General features: G+C 45.2%; 21 protein-coding genes. 10 read left to right on the top strand and 11 right to left on the bottom strand.

Annotated features, from left to right (window positions below; genetic code table 11):
- Positions 1 to 5: 5 nt before the first annotated feature.
- A complete protein-coding gene (locus ACLTD4_RS08735) occupies positions 6 to 1,073 on the bottom strand; it encodes a YqaJ viral recombinase family protein (RefSeq protein ID WP_412313742.1) in 1,068 nt (355 codons plus the stop codon).
- 539 nt (positions 1,074 to 1,612) lie between these two features.
- Positions 1,613 to 2,275: a hypothetical protein gene (locus ACLTD4_RS08730; protein ID WP_412313743.1), complete on the bottom strand. Its 663-nt coding sequence runs from the start codon at positions 2,273 to 2,275 to the stop codon at positions 1,613 to 1,615.
- Between the two features lie 147 nt (positions 2,276 to 2,422).
- Between ACLTD4_RS08730 and ACLTD4_RS08725 the strand changes: the two genes are divergently transcribed.
- From ACLTD4_RS08725 to ACLTD4_RS08705, 5 genes are all read left to right on the top strand, one after another.
- Complete coding sequence (locus ACLTD4_RS08725) at positions 2,423 to 2,731, top strand: helix-turn-helix domain-containing protein (protein WP_117622492.1); 309 nt, start codon at positions 2,423 to 2,425, stop codon at positions 2,729 to 2,731.
- Positions 2,732 to 2,748: 17 nt separating this feature from the next.
- Entirely contained in the window at positions 2,749 to 3,153 is a 405-nt protein-coding gene (locus ACLTD4_RS08720; RefSeq protein WP_412313744.1) for a helix-turn-helix domain-containing protein, read from the top strand.
- 161 nt (positions 3,154 to 3,314) lie between these two features.
- Positions 3,315 to 5,054, top strand: a complete 1,740-nt coding sequence (locus ACLTD4_RS08715; RefSeq protein WP_412331237.1) for a LytS/YhcK type 5TM receptor domain-containing protein — start codon at positions 3,315 to 3,317, stop codon at positions 5,052 to 5,054.
- Entirely contained in the window at positions 5,051 to 5,773 is a 723-nt protein-coding gene (locus ACLTD4_RS08710) for a LytR/AlgR family response regulator transcription factor (RefSeq protein WP_412313746.1), read from the top strand. The genes ACLTD4_RS08715 and ACLTD4_RS08710 overlap by 4 nt, the downstream gene beginning before the upstream one ends.
- A 186-nt stretch (positions 5,774 to 5,959) precedes the next feature.
- Positions 5,960 to 7,399 carry a carbon starvation protein A gene (locus ACLTD4_RS08705; protein WP_412313747.1) on the top strand — a complete coding sequence of 480 codons (1,440 nt, stop codon included), beginning with the start codon at positions 5,960 to 5,962 and terminating at the stop codon, positions 7,397 to 7,399.
- Positions 7,400 to 7,541: 142 nt separating this feature from the next.
- Here ACLTD4_RS08705 and ACLTD4_RS08700 read toward each other — a convergent pair whose 3' ends face one another.
- Together ACLTD4_RS08700 and ACLTD4_RS08695 are read right to left on the bottom strand one after the other, a co-directional pair.
- Complete coding sequence (locus ACLTD4_RS08700; RefSeq protein ID WP_412313759.1) at positions 7,542 to 8,252, bottom strand: potassium channel family protein; 711 nt, start codon at positions 8,250 to 8,252, stop codon at positions 7,542 to 7,544.
- 3 nt (positions 8,253 to 8,255) lie between these two features.
- Positions 8,256 to 9,560, bottom strand: coding sequence for a TrkH family potassium uptake protein (locus ACLTD4_RS08695; RefSeq protein WP_412313748.1), 1,305 nt, complete (start codon positions 9,558 to 9,560; stop codon positions 8,256 to 8,258).
- 948 nt (positions 9,561 to 10,508) lie between these two features.
- Between ACLTD4_RS08695 and ACLTD4_RS08690 the strand changes: the two genes are divergently transcribed.
- Both ACLTD4_RS08690 and ACLTD4_RS08685 read left to right on the top strand, forming a co-directional pair.
- Complete coding sequence (locus ACLTD4_RS08690; protein ID WP_412313749.1) at positions 10,509 to 10,919, top strand: sigma-70 family RNA polymerase sigma factor; 411 nt, start codon at positions 10,509 to 10,511, stop codon at positions 10,917 to 10,919.
- Entirely contained in the window at positions 10,909 to 11,091 is a 183-nt protein-coding gene (locus ACLTD4_RS08685) for a helix-turn-helix domain-containing protein (RefSeq protein WP_412313750.1), read from the top strand. The genes ACLTD4_RS08690 and ACLTD4_RS08685 overlap by 11 nt, the downstream gene beginning before the upstream one ends.
- 87 nt (positions 11,092 to 11,178) lie before the next feature.
- Here the strand turns inward: ACLTD4_RS08685 and ACLTD4_RS08680 are convergent, their stop codons facing one another.
- On the bottom strand, positions 11,179 to 11,730 hold the full coding sequence (locus ACLTD4_RS08680; RefSeq protein ID WP_412313751.1) for a TetR/AcrR family transcriptional regulator: 552 nt from the start codon (positions 11,728 to 11,730) through the stop codon (positions 11,179 to 11,181).
- A gap of 330 nt (positions 11,731 to 12,060) precedes the next feature.
- Here ACLTD4_RS08680 and ACLTD4_RS08675 point away from each other — a divergent pair, with 330 nt between their 5' ends.
- Positions 12,061 to 12,789, top strand: coding sequence for an alpha/beta hydrolase (locus ACLTD4_RS08675; RefSeq protein ID WP_412313753.1), 729 nt, complete (start codon positions 12,061 to 12,063; stop codon positions 12,787 to 12,789).
- 90 nt (positions 12,790 to 12,879) lie between these two features.
- On the opposite strand, the gene ACLTD4_RS08670 is transcribed toward ACLTD4_RS08675, so the two are convergent.
- The 6 genes from ACLTD4_RS08670 to ACLTD4_RS08645 all read right to left on the bottom strand — a co-directional run bounded on the left by ACLTD4_RS08670 (position 12,880) and on the right by ACLTD4_RS08645 (position 16,900).
- On the bottom strand, positions 12,880 to 13,401 hold the full coding sequence (locus ACLTD4_RS08670) for a GNAT family N-acetyltransferase (protein WP_412313754.1): 522 nt from the start codon (positions 13,399 to 13,401) through the stop codon (positions 12,880 to 12,882).
- 46 nt (positions 13,402 to 13,447) lie between these two features.
- Positions 13,448 to 13,720, bottom strand: coding sequence for a preprotein translocase subunit SecD (locus tag ACLTD4_RS08665; protein ID WP_412313755.1), 273 nt, complete (start codon positions 13,718 to 13,720; stop codon positions 13,448 to 13,450).
- Positions 13,696 to 14,112, bottom strand: a complete 417-nt coding sequence (locus tag ACLTD4_RS08660; protein WP_412313756.1) for a DUF3795 domain-containing protein — start codon at positions 14,110 to 14,112, stop codon at positions 13,696 to 13,698. The genes ACLTD4_RS08665 and ACLTD4_RS08660 overlap by 25 nt, the downstream gene beginning before the upstream one ends.
- A 59-nt stretch (positions 14,113 to 14,171) precedes the next feature.
- Positions 14,172 to 14,582, bottom strand: a complete 411-nt coding sequence (locus tag ACLTD4_RS08655) for a TIGR04076 family protein (protein WP_412313757.1) — start codon at positions 14,580 to 14,582, stop codon at positions 14,172 to 14,174.
- Positions 14,572 to 15,348, bottom strand: a complete 777-nt coding sequence (locus tag ACLTD4_RS08650) for a M23 family metallopeptidase (protein ID WP_412313758.1) — start codon at positions 15,346 to 15,348, stop codon at positions 14,572 to 14,574. The genes ACLTD4_RS08655 and ACLTD4_RS08650 overlap by 11 nt, the downstream gene beginning before the upstream one ends.
- Positions 15,349 to 15,661: 313 nt before the next feature.
- Positions 15,662 to 16,900, bottom strand: a complete 1,239-nt coding sequence (locus ACLTD4_RS08645; protein WP_117624397.1) for an IS110 family transposase — start codon at positions 16,898 to 16,900, stop codon at positions 15,662 to 15,664.
- 549 nt (positions 16,901 to 17,449) lie between these two features.
- Here ACLTD4_RS08645 and ACLTD4_RS08640 point away from each other — a divergent pair.
- Positions 17,450 to 17,656: a helix-turn-helix domain-containing protein gene (locus ACLTD4_RS08640; protein ID WP_178258134.1), complete on the top strand. Its 207-nt coding sequence runs from the start codon at positions 17,450 to 17,452 to the stop codon at positions 17,654 to 17,656.
- A gap of 14 nt (positions 17,657 to 17,670) precedes the next feature.
- A complete protein-coding gene (gene xerC, locus ACLTD4_RS08635) occupies positions 17,671 to 19,083 on the top strand; it encodes a tyrosine-type recombinase/integrase (RefSeq protein WP_178258133.1) in 1,413 nt (470 codons plus the stop codon).
- Positions 19,084 to 19,330 lie beyond the last annotated feature (247 nt).

Here is a 19,330-nt window from a genome sequence, read left to right as displayed (position 1 = left end):
TATACCTAAGCCGCTTTCTTTGCCGAAACCGCGATATGAAACCTTCTGGATTCAGAAACGGTCACAAACTCCTTGTAGATTTCCGGATACTGGAATTTCAGGCGCATAAGATTATCCTTGCTTATGGCAGGCTCCCGTACCGGATTATAAGTGATTGTATAGCTGATACCGTCCTGTTCACAGACAGCGGTACAGCTTGTTCCCATCTCGGCAATCATCAGCGCCTTTAGACGCTCCATTTCACTTTTCACTTTTTTCGCAGGCGCTTCATAGGTTTTCTTTTGCTCCTGCAATTCCTGGAAACGGAACAGTTTGCTCTTCATGTTTTTATCAAATTCAATGACTGACGCGCTTTCATCCGCATGACCGGCATGGCTGCGGACGCTTTTTATGACTAGCTCTCCGTCTTCCGTATAAGGCGGCGGCATCTGGGCCTGCACATGATTCTGCCAGAATTCCTGCTCTAAAAAAATCATTTCTTCTTCATAAGCAAAATCCCGCTTCAGCTCACGGATAATCACCTCATTCAAATTATTGCCATAAAGGCAGCAATAGAAAATCCGGTCAATATCCATAACAGCCATGTAATGCCGTCCCTGTGCTTCGTAATAGGCCGGGACGATTTCCTGTTTATCCAGCCACCACTTACCCCGGGCATTATAATTTGTGGTTTTCAGCTCCAGCAGGGCTGTTGAACCGTCCGGCAGGGTCACAAAGTAGTCAATATCCGCCAGCATAAACGGATACTTGGGATGATAAAACATCTTTTTTATCTGGTATATTTCAAATCCGGTTTTATGCTGAAATATTTTGCCTACCAGATCTTCCAGAAGGTGTCCCATCGACATGGCTACCCAATTTTCTTCGTTGTCATTGACCGACACAATGTTTCGCTTATCGTAGTACAAGTCCCTGGCCGTCCGAAATGGTGATATGCCAAGAATGGAAGCCACATCGCTGCCGCCGATTCCGCGTCTCCGGTAAGAAAGCCATTCTTCTTCCGGAAGATTCTCCGTCTCCACAAGCACCAGTGGAGTATGCCGCTCCCTGTTCAGGGTGCTGCTCACCGTCATTCATTAACACCCCCTTCGTGCTTTGCGGGGAATAAAAACTGATTTTGCGACTGCACAGCGGTTCCATTTCCGCAATTCCATCTTTTTGTTTTTAGCACTCCAGCGTTGTGAAATCACCCTCCTTTTTGAATTGACTCTAAAGCCTTGCTTCTGTTTTACCCTCATTTTCGTTCCACCTTTCAGTGATAGAATTTATCCTCAAAGCCATATACTGGCATTTGGGCAACAAAAAAACGAGGACGGCTAAAGGTTAATCACCTGATGTCCATAGCGTTCTATGAACCGCAGCCATTCTCGCAGATAAGAGAAAATCCCTGAAAATAAAAAAACCAGTAAATCATCGGCCTAAAGGGCGCAATAATACTACTGGTACGAAGATACAAACTTGACAACGTGTGCAATGCGGATATTTTGAATTATACAAAACATCTGCCTTACCCGAAGGATACGCACAAAAATCAATTACAGAGATAGTTTAGCACAATATATAGGATAAATCAATATTTTTTATCTGTATATTGTGGTTTTTGAATTTGAGGTTAGACGTCGGTACATTGGGTTGTCCTCTGCTCCTGCTCCGACAGGGTTCTGATAAAGCCCAGCTCATACTCCGTCAATAAAATTTTGTCGATCATATTCATAGACGCACTAAGAGGTTTTACATGATTAATTATTTCTATTGCATATCGGTATCCCATATAAAACGAATGTCTTAATACGCCATACAACCGATTATCCCATGCGGAATAGACAGAAATCAAGTGCTCTCTATTGTCTGTGTCAAGCTGCTCCTCCAGGGCGGTATTAATATCATTAAGCTCACATCTTCTCTGGTAGTAACCGCCGTGTTTTTTTATGTTTGGCTCTTTTAATATCTCGTTGTCTATAAAATCTTCAAAGGGCTGTTTCGTAGTCTCCTCAACAAAAAATTGTTGAAAGCCTGCAAATACACCGCTTGCAAATCCAAACTTAACGCCATACCTGATGTTTTCCTCACATAGCTTTTCCATCTTAATTAAGGCCGTCTTTTGTTCTTCGTTCAAAATAGTGGATAGCGCCTCTGTTCCCTCACTGTATTCTTTCTCAACGATTCCATAACCATCCTCATTTGCCTCCTGCTGATACGCTTCAAGAAGCGTGCCCAGCAATTCGTCGTTAAACATTCGTTCTGCCAGTGCCTTTAATTCATTTTTTACATTCATAGCTTCGTTTTATCCTCTCCTCTTTTCATGTGCCACAAATAACCCCATACTGTTTTAGAACGTATAAATTATACTTCATGAACAACTAAAAATCAAGTTTTATACGAAGTATAATATTCGCAATGACGAAGTACGGAGGACAAGTAGATGAAAAATGTACTTGAGGAGATTACAAGGCTCCGCTTGGAACGCAAATGGTCTGAATATGACTTATCAAAACATTCGGGATTATCTCAATCGACAATCTCAAATTGGTATCGTAAGAAGCAAGTTCCAACAATCCAAACATTAAACAAATTATGTAATGGCTTTGGCATTACACTGGCCCAATTCTTTGCCGAAGGAGAGGACGCTATCTCACTCACCCCAGAGCAAAAAGACATGTTGGATAACTGGTCAACATTAAATAAGAAGCAGCAGCAAATCATCATGGACTTGCTTAAAAACATGCAATAGCCATTCCATAGTGTTTCATGACGAATATTTTATACGTCCAAACTAATTATTCTTTTGTTTTTGGACAAAGTATAATAAACGTACTAAAACAGTACGGAAATGAGGTGGGCATAGTTAAAGATATACTTGGGGAAATTACGCGGCTCCGCTTAGAACGCAACTGGTCTGAATATGAATTAGCTGTACATTCAAATTTGTCACAGTCAACCATATCAACTTGGTATCGGAAAAATCAGACTCCAACGATTCAATCTTTAGAAAAAATTTGTAAGGGGTGTAACATTTCATTGTCCCAATTTTTTGCTGAAAGTGATGACTTAGTATGTCTCTCACCAGAGCAGAGAGAAGTGTTAAAACGCTGGTCGTCTATGACCGGAAAACAGCGGGAACTTTTCTTAGAACTATTTAAAAACATCTCATAGCCCCGTGTGTATTTGACACGGGGTATTTTTCTGTTCCTCTAAAGGATAACCTCCTTATCCCGTGTTAAATTCATAAAAAATATATTTGTGACACAGGTATTTTCATGTTAAAATTAATGTAACAACCCATATTTACAGTATCGGAAAGGAGCACCTTATCCATGCCGGACAACCTTTTCCTCTCCCTGCTATTCAATATCGGCTTTCTAATCTTCCTGGCCTTCATTCTGACCAGAATCCCCACTGTCAGAAATATGTTAACGTGCGAAAATTTATCAATCCCAGGCCAGCTTCTGACAGCCGCCCTGTTTGGCTTTGTCAGCATACTCGCCACTTATACCGGAATAGAGACAGGAGGCGCTATCGTTAATACCCGGGTAATCGGCGTCCTGTCCGCCGGCCTGCTGGGTGGACCCGTAATCGGGATTGGAGCCGCGCTGATTGGCGGTATCCACCGGTACTTTTACGAGGCGGGGCAGCTGACTGCCGCGGCCTGTGCGGTGTCCACAATGGCAGAGGGTGTGATAGGCGTTGTCTGCTCCAAGTATTTCCACCGCGGGAAATGGGACAATGGCATGTTGTTTCTGCTCACCGCTGTTACGGAAGTCTGCCAGATGCTCCTGATCCTCTTGATTGCGCGTCCATTTTCCGCCGCCCTCGACGTGGTGAAAGAGATTGCGCTGCCAATGATTATATTAAACTCCTGCGGTATGGTGGTATTTATCGGAACGTTCCGGGCGCTGTCCATGGAAAAGGATAATGAAAAAACCAGCGGAATCAGCCTGGCGTTGCATGTGGCAAGCCAATGCCTGCCCCATCTTCGCAAGGGGCTGGACAATCCAGCGGATATAAAGGCGGCGGCTGATATTATCTTCCAGTCTACCACCTGTTCGGCTGTCATGATTACCGACCGGGAACACGTCCTGGCATTTTCCTGTTCTCCCGGAAACAGAGACTTTACCGCGGTTGACAATCTGTTCAACACCCCTATCAGAACCGCCATGGAGCAGCACAAAACCATCTGTGTATCGGAGGTAAGCTCCTCCGATCCCCTTGCTCCTGTTATTAAAAATTATGTTTTGACAGCGGTTCCCCTGACAAGCAGGAGCCAGGTATCCGGCTGTCTCTGTCTGTTTTATAAAAAGCGCTGGCACAGAACCCAGTCCCGCATTGTCTTTGCAGAAAATCTCTCCGCCCTGTTTTCCACCCAGTTGGAGCTGGCGGATTTAAACTATGAGAAAAGCCTGCGCCGCAAAGCGGAAATAAGGGCATTGCGCTCCCAGGTCAATCCCCACTTCCTGCATAACGCGCTGAACACTATCTCCTGTATGTGCAGGGAGAACCCGGAGCGGGCCAGGGAGCTGTCCCGGACGCTTTCCGTTTATTACCGGCAGACCTTGGAGCCACATCACGAAATGACAGATTTACATACAGAGCTGTACCAGGTTCTCCGCTATTTGGAAATGGAACAGGCACGTTTTGAAGAAAACCTGCAGATAGAGACAGATGTGCCGGAACAACTAAACTGTCTTATCCCGTCCTTCATCTTACAGCCGTTAGTGGAGAATGCCGTGCGTTATGGCGCCGACAGGTCAGGGCTTAGAACCGTTGCGATCCGCGCCCGTCAGACACCAGATGGGATAAAGATTGAAGTAGCCGATCACGGTCCCGGAATCCCGGAAGCTATTACAGAAGCTATTCTATCCGGCCGGGAACCCGGAAAGTCCTATGGTCTTTATAACGTCCACACCCGGCTGAAAAAAATAGTTGGACCGTCAGGCGGTCTTACCATTCAGCATATAGATGGGGAAACCAGAGTTTCATTTCTGATTCCCAAAGCCGAGGATTGGAAACCGCCAGAAGAAATAGATACAAATGAAGTCAGGGGGTACTATGGATGAAAATAGCAGTAGTAGATGATGAACGCCCAGCCCGGAGTGAACTGTCATTTCTGATAACGGATATCCTGCCGGAAGCCGAGATACTGGAAGCCGCAAGCGGGGCGGCGGCCCTGGAGCTTTTCCTCTCAACCCCGGATATCTCTCTGGCTTTCCTGGATATCAACCTAAACGACATGGATGGAACCACCCTGGCTGCTGCCATGCAGAAAATCCTTCCGGACGTGCCGGTTGTTTTTGCCACCGCCTACTCGGATTACGCAGTCAAAGCCTTTGAACTGGGCGCGGCGGATTATATATTAAAACCCATTGAGCCGGACCGCCTGCGAACCGTCATGAAAAAATGTATGGCTGTTTCCAATAGAGCGCCGTCCTTTTCCGACCCGATGGAAAGCAAAATAGCCATCAGCTTTAACCGCAAGGTAATATTCACAGACACGAAAGATATTATCTACATAGAAACCAGCGGCCGGGGCTGTATGATTCATACCCGGACAGGCGGTTATGCGGAAAACGTCCTGATTGGAGATTACGAAAAGAGACTGTCCCACCTCGGTTTTTTCCGAATCCATAAGAGCTATCTCGTCAACCTTGCCTATGTCTCCGAAGTCTTCCCCTGGGCCAACAACGGGCTAGCCTTGAAGCTGAATGGCTGCGGCACTGAAATTTTTCCTATCGGAAGAGAAAAGACAAAAATCTTCCGGCAGCGAATGAAAATATAAGGATTGTCCTCCGGGGCGGTCCTTTTTCCTTTTCCTCCAATAGGCCAGCCCCTCTTTTTATCTGCGCCAAAGTCTGCTGTTTACGCGCCGAACTTCACATTTCCCACAAAAAATATTTTCATTTTCTATGATTTCTGTATAATAAGACCATAAAACAAATCAAAAAAAAAGAAGGAGGCGTAACGTATGATTAGTTTCTTTGTCTGTCTGTTCCTGTTAATCGGCGGTTTCTTTGTTTATGGTAAATTTGCTGAAAAAGTATTCGGGCCGGATGACCGCCGCACACCGGCAATCGCAATGGAAGATGGGGCTGACTATGTACCCATGGGAACCGCCCGTATCTTCCTGATCCAGCTATTAAACATTGCAGGACTGGGGCCAATCTTCGGAGCCTTGGCCGGAGCTGCCTGGGGACCGTCCGTATTCCTGTGGATTACCCTGGGAACCATCTTAGGCGGCGGCGTCCATGACTACATGATTGGCATGATGTCCATGCGCCACAAAGGAGCCAGCGTATCCGAGCTTACTGGCATGTATTTGGGAAACGGCATGAAACAGGTCATGCGTGTATTCTCCGTCGTTCTTCTGGTCCTGGTTGGCGTCAGCTTCTCCACCGGCCCGGCCAACTTACTGGCGATGCTGACCCCGGAAGTGCTGGACATGAATTTCTGGCTGATAGTTGTTCTTGTCTATTACTTCTTTGCAACCTTTGTACCGATTGATAAGCTGATCGGAAAAATATATCCTATTTTCGGAATCTGCCTGATTGTAATGGCCCTTGGTGTTGGCGGCATGATTTTATTCAGCGGCAACTACACGATTCCGGAAATCACCCTGCAGAACCTTCACCCGAACGGAACCCCTATCTGGCCGGTTATGTTCATCTCCGTAGCCTGCGGCGCTATTTCCGGATTCCATGCCACCCAGTCCCCGCTGATGGCACGGTGTATGAGAAGTGAAAAGAGTGGAAGAAATGTGTTCTACGGCGCCATGGTTGCAGAGGGCATTATCGCCCTGATCTGGGCCGCTGCGGGAGCCGCGTTCTATAATGGCACGGGCGGACTGTTGGCCGCTCTCGGACAGGGTCAGGCATCCGTTGTATATGAAATCTGCTTTACCCTGTTGGGGCCTGTTGGCGCGGTGATTGCAATGATTGGCGTTATCGCCTGCCCAATCTCTTCCGCGGATACCGCTTACCGGAGCGCCCGCCTTACCCTGGCGGACTGGTTCAATTACGACCAGAAGCCCATTAAAAACCGCCTGGTGCTGACCGTTCCGTTGTTAGGCGTCGGCGCTTTCCTTACACAGATTGACGTGCAGATTATCTGGAGATACTTCTCCTGGAGTAACCAGACTCTGGCTATGATTGCCCTCTGGGCAGCCAGCGTGTACTTGTTAAAGCGTGGCAGAGCCTACTTAGTGACCGCATTACCGGCAACCTTTATGTCAGCCGTATCCTGTACATACATTTTAATGGCAGAAGAGGGGATGCGCCTGTCTACCTCCGTAGCGTATCCCATAGGAATTTTATTCGCTGCCGGGTGCCTGGGAATGTTCACATATAGCTGTATTTTGAAAAAAGGGAAAATTATGGCGCTTCCGGTCGGAGATGTGAATTTTGACTAGGTTCTAACTCTGCGCTTCACGCAGGATTTAGAATAGATAAAGAAGACTGCCAACGGCTAACTCTCCTCCCCCCTGGGAAGCCGCTGGCAGTCTTCTTGTCTGTATATATGAAAGCACCTATTGCCTCGTTACTTCATCACGTCTAATCCTCTATATCCATCTCAAACCGTTTAATTTTTTCAACCTTCCCAATCACCACAATGATATCGTCCATCTTAAAGCGGTACTGCGGTGACACCTCGATATCCGTGATATGTTCCCGTTCAATCGCAATGATATTCAAACCGTACCGCTGCCGTATATTAAATTCCTGCACAGTGATTCCGGCCATTTTTGATGTGACAGGAATCTGCTGTATTTCCACCTCGTTGTCCAGCGAGATGTAGTCCAGAAAATTATGGGATACCAGCCGTTTCCCCAGCCTCAACGCCATGTCCCGTTCCGGGTAGACAACCTCCGCCCCGATTTTTTCAAGCACGGCCCCCTGGTCGCGGCTGATTGCCTTGGCGATCACGCGGGGGACACCCAGGCCCACCACGTTTAAGGTGGTAAGGATACTGGTGTCAATCCTTTCTCCAATGCAGATAATAACCGTATCACAATTCTGTATTCCTATATCTTCCAGGGTCTCCTTCGTCAAATCCTCCGCGACAAATGCGTGTTCCGTATAATGCCGCAGCTCCCTGACCTTGCTCTCATTACAGTCAACCACAATGACTTCCTTCCCTGCTTTTGCAAGGCTCTTCGCCAACGCCGTCCCAAAACGGCCAAGTCCAATCACGCCGAACGTGGTGTGCTTCAAATTTTTCATTCGTATCTCCTTTGGGTGTGTTTGATAATTGCTTTCCGACAGCTCCTATCCTATGATAATGGATTCTTCTATATACCGGGCATGAGGCGCCGGCCGGCATACCCACATAGACGCGAGGGTAAAGGCCCCCAGTCTGCCGATAAACATAATCAGAATAATCACCAGCTTGCTCATATTCCCCAGCCCCGGCGTAATACCGGTGGAAAGTCCCACCGTGCCAAAAGCCGATGTAACCTCAAACATCAGTTGAATAAACGTATATTCCGGTTCCAGAACGCAGAGCAGGAACGTGCCGCCGCACACCACCAGCAGGGAAAGAAACGCAATCATATAAGCCTTGGAAATCCCTTCCGCCGGTATACTCCTGTGAAATGCCCCATAATGCTTTTTTGTCATAAGGCTTCTCACCGACATAAGCAAAGCAAAAAATGTGCTTGTCTTGATACCGCCGCCCGTTGATCCCGGAGAAGCGCCGATAAACATTAACATTGCCAGCGTAAATAGCCCCGCGTTTGAGAATTCCCCGATTGGATATGTAGAGAATCCCGCCGTTCGCGCCGAAACGCTCTGAAAAAACGCCCCCAGCCAAGATATATTCTCGGTCACCTTCAAAAGCAGTGTTCCAACCACCAGCAGAATGGCGCTAGTTGTAATAACAACCTTTGAATGAAGGCACAGCTTTTTAAAAGACCTCATTTTCAGCACGTCCAGGATAACCAGGAAGCCAAGTCCTCCAAAAATAATCAGGCCGCAGGTAACCAGGTTCAACAGTACATCAGACTGATATGGTATCAGATTCTGCAGCCCGCCCAAAATGTCAAAGCCGGAGTTGTTAAAGGCCGCAATCGCGTGGAATATGCTGATTTCCATAGCTTTTAAAGGCGGATAATCTTGGGCAAACACAAGAAAGCTAAGAACCGCTCCCACGGATTCAAAGAACAGTGTCATAAGCAGGATTGCCCTAATCAGCCGGATCACTCCCTTGGAGCTGTCCACGTTCAGGGCTTCCCTCACCAGCAACCGTCCTTTAAAGCCTACCCGTTTCCCGGCCGCCAGAATAAACCCTACGCCCACCGAGGTAACACCCAGCCCGCCAATCTGAATCAGCAGGGCCACCACAGCCCGCCCAAACACAGTAAAATGGTCGGCGGTATCTATGGCAATAAGCCCTGTGACACAAACCGCGCTTGTAGATGTAAACAGCGCGTCAATCACCCCGACTTCCATGCCAGGGTTCACGGACACTGGCAGCAGCAGCAGGATAGTTCCAAGCAGGATGACAGAAGCAAATCCTAACGTAATTAAACGGCCTGGGGGCTGCCCTTTCAAATATTGTAGTAAGCCATTCATAATTTCACCATCGGAATTCCGCCTGAAACGTTTTTCCCACGAAAAAAGCACATCTTAACCACAAAAGGGCGCAAGATGTGCGTAATGTCATAACAAATCGTTTTTTTTAAATATGTACACGGGGCAGCGTCGCCTGCGGCGTTGTCCATGGTATATAATTCCTCCTTTCCGTATAGCAGATATTGGGCCTATTATACGGGAGCGCAGGGGGAATCGCAAGCCGAAATTTGTTTATTTATAAAAAATTTATACTGTCTTTATACTTATACGCTTTTATAGCTTAAATGTGCTGAACGCGAAATTTGTCGAACGCTCTTATACTTTACTCACAAACAACTCACGTTTATCTAACACTTTTTCGATAAAATTTAACTATGGCAACGGAATAATAATTCGGGAGGAATATACAAGGCTGTAACACCACAATTAAATACTGATATGTCAAAGGGGGACTTGTCATTTATAAAATGTCAGGATCTCCCTGTTTTTTTACAGGGAATCCCCACATTATTTTGGAACCCACAATTATATATATCGGCAGGGTGGCAGCTCATGTTGCCAAATCCTAAACATGAGAGAGGATGAGACGCCGCCTGTGTGCCGTCCGCATAGCTGCGGGCTAGGAGCAATGTTATGGATAGATATATCCACAACATTGAGCTGTTCAAAAGCCATACAGCTCCACGACACACAGCTTTCAGGATACATGACCCAATAGGACTTTTTATATCACTTCACGAAAAAGTATCTGTATTTGTACGGATATCGGCACATCTAAGAAGTGATAGGCTTACTATTGAACTTCTCAATGTATCAATCAGAAAAGCAGCCGTTTACGCATACATGCGTGAAAAAGGCTGCTTTCTCTGTTTCAAGGTTCCTGCCCGCTGCCGTGGGCCTCCATTTTTCAAGAATCTTACAAAAATTCTTGAAAAGGGAGGACAAGCCATGTGGCAGAGGAATAATGGACAAGGAGAAGCAGAGATACTGCAGAACCGTTTTACATCATACCTGGTAACGGCTGTAAACCGGCGCAGGAAAGACTACATGAACCAGCAAAACAGAAGGCTCCGTATGGAATGTTGTATGGAGGACGAAGCCTGGTATTTAGAATCTGACAAACAACTACATAGTAACTTACCGCTGCTTATGCAGTTGGAGAACGATGCGCTTGTATCCGCTCTGAAACAGATCACAGAGCGGGAGCGGCACGTATTTCTTTCCCATGCCCTGGAGGACAAGGGTTTTGAGGAACTGGCCGCAGAATTAGGAATCACCTATAAAGGCGCAGCCGCTATTTATTACCGTACCGTTCAGAAAATCAAACGAAAGATGGGAGAGGACAGAGATGGATTTTAAGGAACTACTGAAACAGGCAAAGATTGGAAATGACCCGGCTATTGCTGAAATCATGAATATGTACCGGCCGCTGCTTATCAAGAACTCCATTATTAACGGCAGCTATGATGAAGATTTGTTCCAGGAACTTAGCATTACGTTGTTGAAGTGTATCAGGCAGTTTAGGGTTTAAAAAGCAGAAAAGGCTCCGGAGATTTTATTCCCCGGAGCCTTTTCACATATCTGTACCAATTAAAATTCATCTAAATTTCTGTCATACTTAGCCCTCGTTTTCTAATGGCGGCATGATAGAGCCGATTATCCGTGCCATTTCTTCCGGACTCTCCTTAGTCCCTCCCTCCAGCCAGCGGATTGTGACATTCCAAAAGCCCCCGGCCTGATAGTATAGTTCATATGGAGATTTCTCTCTGTATAAAGGATTGCTAAGAAAGAGGGTGTTCAACTCCGACAAATATTCATCAAATTTTATTAATACCAGCGGAAGCAGATTATTCTTTTTAAGCAGCATGAAAAAATGTACGTGCTGCATACAGATCTCGAAATATGCTTTCGTTCCCGCATACGAGGTAAGCCGCGGCAATCCCCGCAATTCCTTTATATAGAGCTGGCACATTTCCTGCAGACGTAAGTACAGCACCTCCTCTTTAGAATCAAAATTTCTATAAAAGGTTTTTCTGTCAAGCCCAGCACATTCTGCCAATTCTTTAATTGATATGCTGCTATATGCCTTTTTCTCCATTAATTCAAGCAGCGCGTTTAACAGCATTTGCTTTGACTGGACAGCGACCGGATTTTCTTTCAGCGCTTTCATAATGCCTCCTGCCACATTTTATGAGTTTTGTGGAACTTGTTCCAACATGGTTGACGATAGCCTTATTGTACTATAAAATCATAAGTGCCACAAGTGTGGCAGTAACTTTTAACGAGCGGGGAGGAATAAACCATACAAACCTATCATTGTGATCCATATTGGGAAAGAATTCAGCCATATTTACCACAGGCCAACCGCCTGGCCGCAGATAATCTGCCGGAAGAATATTTTATACCCATACTTGACATGGACATACATATCGACCATTACAAACCAGATTTGCCCAAGGCCCGGCTTATACTGTTTCATGGTGTCGGTGGAAATGGAAGATTGCTTTCCTGTATTGCCCTGCCACTGGCAAGAGCCGGTTTTGAAGTAATCTGTCCGGATCTGCCTTTATATGGCTGCACCCGCTATACTGGGGATATAACGTATGACACATGGGTTTCATGTGGTGCGGAAATCGCAAAATACTATCAGGGCAAAGACGGCTTACCCATCTTCCTGTTTGGGTTCAGCGCCGGAGGTATGCTGGCTTATCAGGTCGCCTGTGAAAGCCGGAATATCAGAGGCTTGATTGTCTCCTGTATTCTCGATCAGCGGGAGAAGGCCGTCATCAGAAACTCGGCTAACAACCCGCTCATGGGAATTATGGCAAAGCCCCTCATGGCAGCCGCCCAAATATTTGCCGGCCGTGTGAGGGTTCCAATGAAGTGGATTGGAAATATGAACGCCATTGCCAATCATAAAGAGCTTGTTGAGATACTTATGAAAGATGCGAAATCCGCCGGTGTAAGAGTCCCTATCAATTTTATATATTCCATGCTGAATCCGGAAATAAAGACGGAACCTGAACATTTTACAGTGTGCCCGATTCTTTTGGCACATCCGGGAGATGACCGCTGGACCGATATAAAGCTAAGTAATCTTTTTTACAACCGCCTGGCCTGCGAAAAACAGACGGTGATTTTGGAAGGCGCCGGACATTTCCCAATAGAAGAACCTGGACTGAAACGGATGGAAAAGGCATGTGTACGGTTTTTGGAAGAACACCGATAGCCATATTCGATTGATATAAAAGATAACAAAGGCAGTAAGACGTCTTATCAAATCAGTGATAGAGGTGTCTTACTGCCTGGATACCGGACTTTAACTCTGCATTACAACGGTTCTCAAATAACTGTTAAAAGCATGATATTCTGCTTCTGACAGCAGTGTAGGACTGGACATTACAACAAGGCTGTGCCCATTGAACCCCTTTTTATAGGGCGGGTGAACATGAGTAAACCCATTGGCCTCAAATCCTGAACGCTCATAAAACACTTTCCGATGGATGGATACATCATCAACCGGAGGGTCAATTTCAAGAATGACTGTTTTCCCCTCTTCATCTAAAAGTGCCAATGCCTTCTGTCCATACCGCCTGCCGCGCATCTCCGGCAGGATACAAAAATGCTCCACATAGATAAACTCCGCCGTTTCCCACCAGAAAATTTCACCAACCCAGATATCGTTATCGTAGATCAAATTAAAGTGGTATTCTTCATTTACCATAATATCGGCCTGTAGATGACGTTCTCTCTGCTCGTGCTCCGGGAAGCTGACTTCGTATAAGTCCATCGCCTTCTTATACATTTCATGCCCGCTGGTTGTTAATCTTCTAAATTTCATTTCAATTTCACCTCATATCAATCGCTCTGATTAAAATATCCACAGACTACTTTTTCTGGCGGAATATATTTAGCACCCCTGCCGTAATGAAAAAAATCCCTATGATTGCGCTCCCTATTCTCCATGAATTCCCATTTAAGAACACAAGGAATTGCGGAGGCTTGACGGAAAAAGCAATAAGGGCTATCCCCATAATCAAAAGCAATATGATACCTAAAATCTCACCTTTTTTCTTCAATTTGAACACTTTTCTCCTGGTTTTTAAGTCTTTTTTCTCCTCTTCAAACGGAAAATTCAATCTTTCATCTTTTCCTGGCACTCGCTGCATTCTCTATCGTGAATAGAAATAATACCGCCGCATTTTGTACACGTATATTTTTCTTTCTGTTTTTCCATAAAGACCTCTACTCCATGCCGCCGGACAAACTCACTATTTTCCATAAGGCTTGCCTGATACCTCTTGTTGTAGCTTTTTTCAAGATTCTTTATCAGCTTGCATGGGTAATCGGAACACTCGAAACAATAGGATAATCCTTTGTCTTTGATACAATCTTTTATCTTACATTTGCGGCAATGTTCCGGCTTTCCTTTATCGCTGTTCAAGCACCCGGAGCATGGCTTTTTATGGTAGCAGTGCTTATAACAAACCTTACAATTCATTCCACAAGGGGCAAACATTATGGTATCAATACGTTCTGCTGGCATTTTCATAGGCCATTACCCCTTTCCGATTTTCAACTCCCCAATAAACTGGAATTGAATTTGTTAAACTACCCAGTATATGCATCACTTGCAGTATTGGCAAAGTTTTGTTTTTCAAGCCACTCTTTTTCTTTATCTGTCTCCGGAATATCAATTCTCTCGATTTTGAAAATTACTGGTCTAGTTCCATCATTACAACAAGCAATCATCATCCTATCATCGTTTGTCCACTGGTGCATTATAGACCCACCTTGTAAGGCGGTATATACATACCTACTGATTGCGTCCCACGCTTCACCACAAAATTTTCCATCCATCAAATGATAAAAATCGTCACGTTTACTGTTTCTTTCTAACATAAAAGTGTCTCCAGCTTTAAAGCAAGGGCATGGTCCTGATTTTGGGTCAGCAAGATATTTTTCTTGGTATTCTGAGAAGACTTTTGTTTCTAAAACCGTTATTTTACACTTATGTTGCATATTCTATATCTCCTTTCAAATCCCGATTTATGTTACTAACTGTCTGTCCAACTTCGATATATGGCGGTTCATAATTCCCACCATGTTTCTTCAAATACCTGTCATCAAATTTTTCATAATTCGGAGTTGCTCTCACACTTATATTCTCAAACTCAATCGGCAGCCCCGGGGAGGAATAGAAGCTTTGCCCCAACTGCACCTGGAAATGAAGATGCGGCTCCGATGTATTACCGGAATTTCCACATTCCGCAATCTTTTCTCCCCTTTTCACGGTCTGCCCCACAGCCACCCGTATGCTATCCGGTTTCAAATGGGCCAGCAATGAGTATTCCTGTTCAGCGTGGTGTATCAGGATATAGTTCCCTCTGATATCCCGCGCATGACAGAAAGCGGTCCGGTTTTTCGTGATTCCGGTATCAGGATTCCCGGTACAGATTTCTACAACCATGCCGTCTGCCGGAGCCAGAATATCCCGGCCATAACAATAAAAAGAACCCGCCTCTGTCTCTTCCCCCTGAAAGCTGCTCCCTGCGCCATCCAATATCACAAAATCATAGGCATATCTTTGCGTTGGTATCTCCCACGAATGGGAGGTTTTTTCAGTTACTCCGCCATTTGCAACCACCCATTCACCGTGAAATGGCAGAGAATACGTTTCTTTTGAACGATAATTTTCGATATTGGGGAGATTGCCGTGATATTTATATTCCAGCACAATCATTCCCCACAGTTGTTTCAGTGATTGTATCAGCACAATACGATTCATCGATCCAGCACCACCTCCCCAATTTCTGGTTGAAACAATTATATCAAAGAACCCGATAGAAATGAAGCAATATATAGTTTCTCACACTATGAAAATAAATTTTTCCATTCTGCAGAAATATCCCCGCCTTCCCCTATTTATTTAGTGTATAGCTTAAAATCGCAATACCAGATATTGTTTTTTCTCTTTATGCACCTTGCTACGAAAATAAATACCTCGTAGCGATACCCGCACATTGACAACAAATGTTTTCAACAATCATGAAGACACGACAAATAGAGCAGCTAAATAGCTGCCTGTCCATAATGAATCATCAGGCGGAGGCTTCAATATGATAACCTCGTTTTTCAAGTTCACGAATGTAATGGGATACCTGTTTTTGTTCACAGTTTTTACGGCGCGTTTCAAAGCAGTTCTCATCAAAAAGTGTACCTTGCTTCAGCATGGTATAGATGATGACCAGAAGTTTGCGTGCGAGCGCAACTATGGCTTTTTTAGCCCCTTTCTTTTGCTTGATTCTCCAGTACCATGCGGAAAGATAGGTATTACGCTTTCCAGCAATGACCCAGGCAATTTCACAAAGCATACTTTTTATATAAGGATTGCCTTTGGTGATAGAGGTGCTTTTGCGTTTCCCGGCACTTTCATTATTACCCGGACATAAACCAGCCCAGGAACATATGTGCTCTGCAGTTTTGAAATAGCTCATATCTGTGCCAATTTCAGCAATGATTGCACAGGAGGCAGTGGTGTTGATTCCATAGATGCTGGTTAACTGTTCAATATGAAGGGAAAAAGGTGCCATTGCTTCTTCTAATGCGGTTTCAATTTCTGCCAGATGTGATTTGAGGGAGTCATAATGATCCATTAGCATTTCCAGAAAATCCTGCTGGATTTGGGAAAGAGTTCCGTTCACAGCCACAAGAATTTCATTGATGTGATTGCGGGTTTTGGTTTTCAGACAGGAATCAAGAGATTCCCTATCGATACAGCCATGCTGGATCAGATGACAAATGATGTTTCTGCCGGAGGCACCAAATATATCTGAAATAAAAGTGGATAAACGGAAACCGGAACTTTGAAGGAATTTTTCGACCCGGTTTTTCTGGGAAGTGATATCACGGATGATACTCTTGCGATACCGATTCAGATACCGAAATTCACGGATCTGCTTATCCGGAATGAAACTGCCATTGAGAAGTCCTGCGCGTAAAAGAGTAGCAATCCATTCCGAATCACGCATATCAGTTTTCTTACCCGGAACATTTTTCATGTGTCTGGCATTAACAACAAGCAGAGTGATATCACCAGAATAAGCATCTTCAAGGATTTCATAAATAGGCTGCCAGTAAATGCCAGTGCTTTCCATAGCGACATGATGGCAGTTACAGGAAACAATCCAGTCGCGTAGAGCAGCCATATCAGGGATAAGAGTGGTAAATTCACGAATTTCAGAGACAGTGGTTTTGCCAATGGGGCCGGATAAGATGCAAGCAACAATCTTATCTTTGTGAACGTCAAGGCCGCAGGAAATTTCTAACAGGTCTTTCATAAGTACAAGCTCCTTTCCAAAGATGGCAGGAGATTTACCCGAGATAATACGGACTTTGCTACGCGTGCTAACCATAAAGATTGCCACAATATGCTGTGCTCAAGGGTAAAGCGTTTACGTTGAACAAACGGGGTGCAGATCCACCAATGTGCGGTCAAACTTTATCCTGCCTAATCCGATTCTACGGCAAAAGCAAGCATAAGAAAAGTAGCGGAGCCAATACCCTATTTTCATTAGGGGCTGTGATAACCTTTCATGATTCGTTGACAATTCCATACCCCATTCCAGGAGTTATACAGGTGTTCCGGACAGTATGCGACGATCCTATGAGCGTGCCCGTTTCTTAATCCGTGCATAGCACAGCCTGCCAATACGCGGCATAACTTTGGCGCAGGAAATGACCTGGAGTGTTCATTCAAAACATTACTATTTAAAAAATATGCTAATTGCAGTTGAAAAGTCGTAGGTTCACCTCGTATAAGATATATGGAGAGCAACAAACAGGGATTATGCTGATTCCCTCTTCAACTGCAAAAGAAAGGAGTAAACATGGCAGTTGGAGAATTTAACCATGACAAACAAGCCGTTTCAGAAAAGCGAACCTACTCGGTTCAAGAGATAGCAGACATTCTGCAGATTAGCCGCAGCATGGCATACAACCTTTGTAAACAGTCACTTTTTAAGACGGTCAAGGTTGGCAAATATGTCAGAGTCTCAAAGCCCTCCTTTGATGAATGGCTTGACACACACACATAAGAAGGAGAATCAGTATGGCATCTATCGTAAAGCGAGGTAAAACATATTCCGTAGTTTACTACGAAGGGGAAGGAAAAAAGCGTCAGCAAAAATGGGAATCCGGATTGACGTATTCCGCGGCAAAAGCCATGAAGGCAAAAATTGAGCATGAACAGGCACAGCAGACAGGAGGTGGCGATTCAGAAAATCATCTGAAAGAAATGACCGTCAGCGAATTTCTCTATGAGTTCATAGAAAAATACGGGGCAAAAAAATGGTCGGCCTCAACCTATGATGGTAACATAGGACTGTTGGAAAACTATGTTCATCCCTACATAGGCGATAAAAAGCTTTTTTCTCTCTCAACAAAGATGATTGACGATTATTACCATTTTTTAGAGACAGAGGCGGAGCCGGCCACCAATATGGGGAAACCCACGCGAGAGCGGATCACCGCTTCCACCATCCACGACATTCACAAAGTCCTGCGCTGTGCCTTTAATCTGGCCGTGCGCTGGGATTACAGGAAAAAGAATCCATTCCTTAATGTGACACTTCCGGAACATAAGGAAAAGGAGCGGGTAGTCCTGGAGCCGAGCCAAATCCTGAAGGTTTTAAAATTCACCTGCCGGACCGACAACTACGATTACTACCTGATTCACTGCGCCGTGTTGATTGCGATAGGCTGTACCATCCGCGGCGGCGAAATCGGAGGGCTGCAATGGGACCGTGTACATTATGAGAAAATGACGTTTCACATTGACAGAGCCATTGACCGGATCAGCAAGAAAAACTTGAAACTGCCCAAAGTAAGGATACTGTTCAAGTTTCCCAATCTGATACCCGGAGCGAAAACCTGTATTGTCTTAAAGCAGCCAAAGAACGACCACTCCGCGCGTGATGTAGACATTCCGCAGATTGTCTTAAACGCACTGCAGCTCCTGAAGCAAATGCAGGAGAAACTGAAAGCAGAATTAGGTTCCGATGGCTACATAGACTACAATCTGGTAATCTGCCAGGCTAACGGCCGCCCGATGATGACCGAGCATTTAAACAAGCGCTTCAAAGAGATTCTGGTAGAAATGAACGATCCGGAAATAAACCCGGAAGAAATCGTCTTCCACAGCCTCCGTCACACAAGCGCCACGGCAAAGCTATTTGTATCCCACGGAGATTATAACTCGGTCATGCAGGCCGGAGGCTGGGCAAACTTGGAGATGCTTACCCGGCGCTACGGAAAACACTCCTTCCAGGACAACCGGGAAAAGCTTGCCCAAAAGATGGATGATTTTCTTGGCGGCGGCCTGGAAGAAACAAAAGGAGACATTGGCGATACCAGCGGCGCCCAGGCCGGCGCCATAGCCCAGGCGCTGCAAACCCTGTTACAGACCAATCCGGATTTGCTAATGCAGGTCGTCCGGTCTGTCCAGCCTGCTAATAAAGAATAATTTTATTAGCAGAAAAAATCAGGGGCTGAAAAACCGTATTAGCAAATCAGCCCCCAAATCGCAGCACCAGGATTTGAAAAGGGGCATTTTATTAGCAAACAGAATTTCATGAAAAAACAGCCCAAAACCGTTCGCCTCGTATTAGCAGACCTGATTTTATTAGCAAGGACACAATTTTATTAGCAGATTTTTAAAGGTTCACCAAAAACAAAAAAGCCGAAAACCTAGTAAAATCAAGGCTTTCGGC

This window comes from Hungatella sp., from assembly GCF_046966825.1.
Note: the sequence above shows the minus strand (reverse complement) of the source record. Positions and strands in the feature narration are given on the sequence as shown.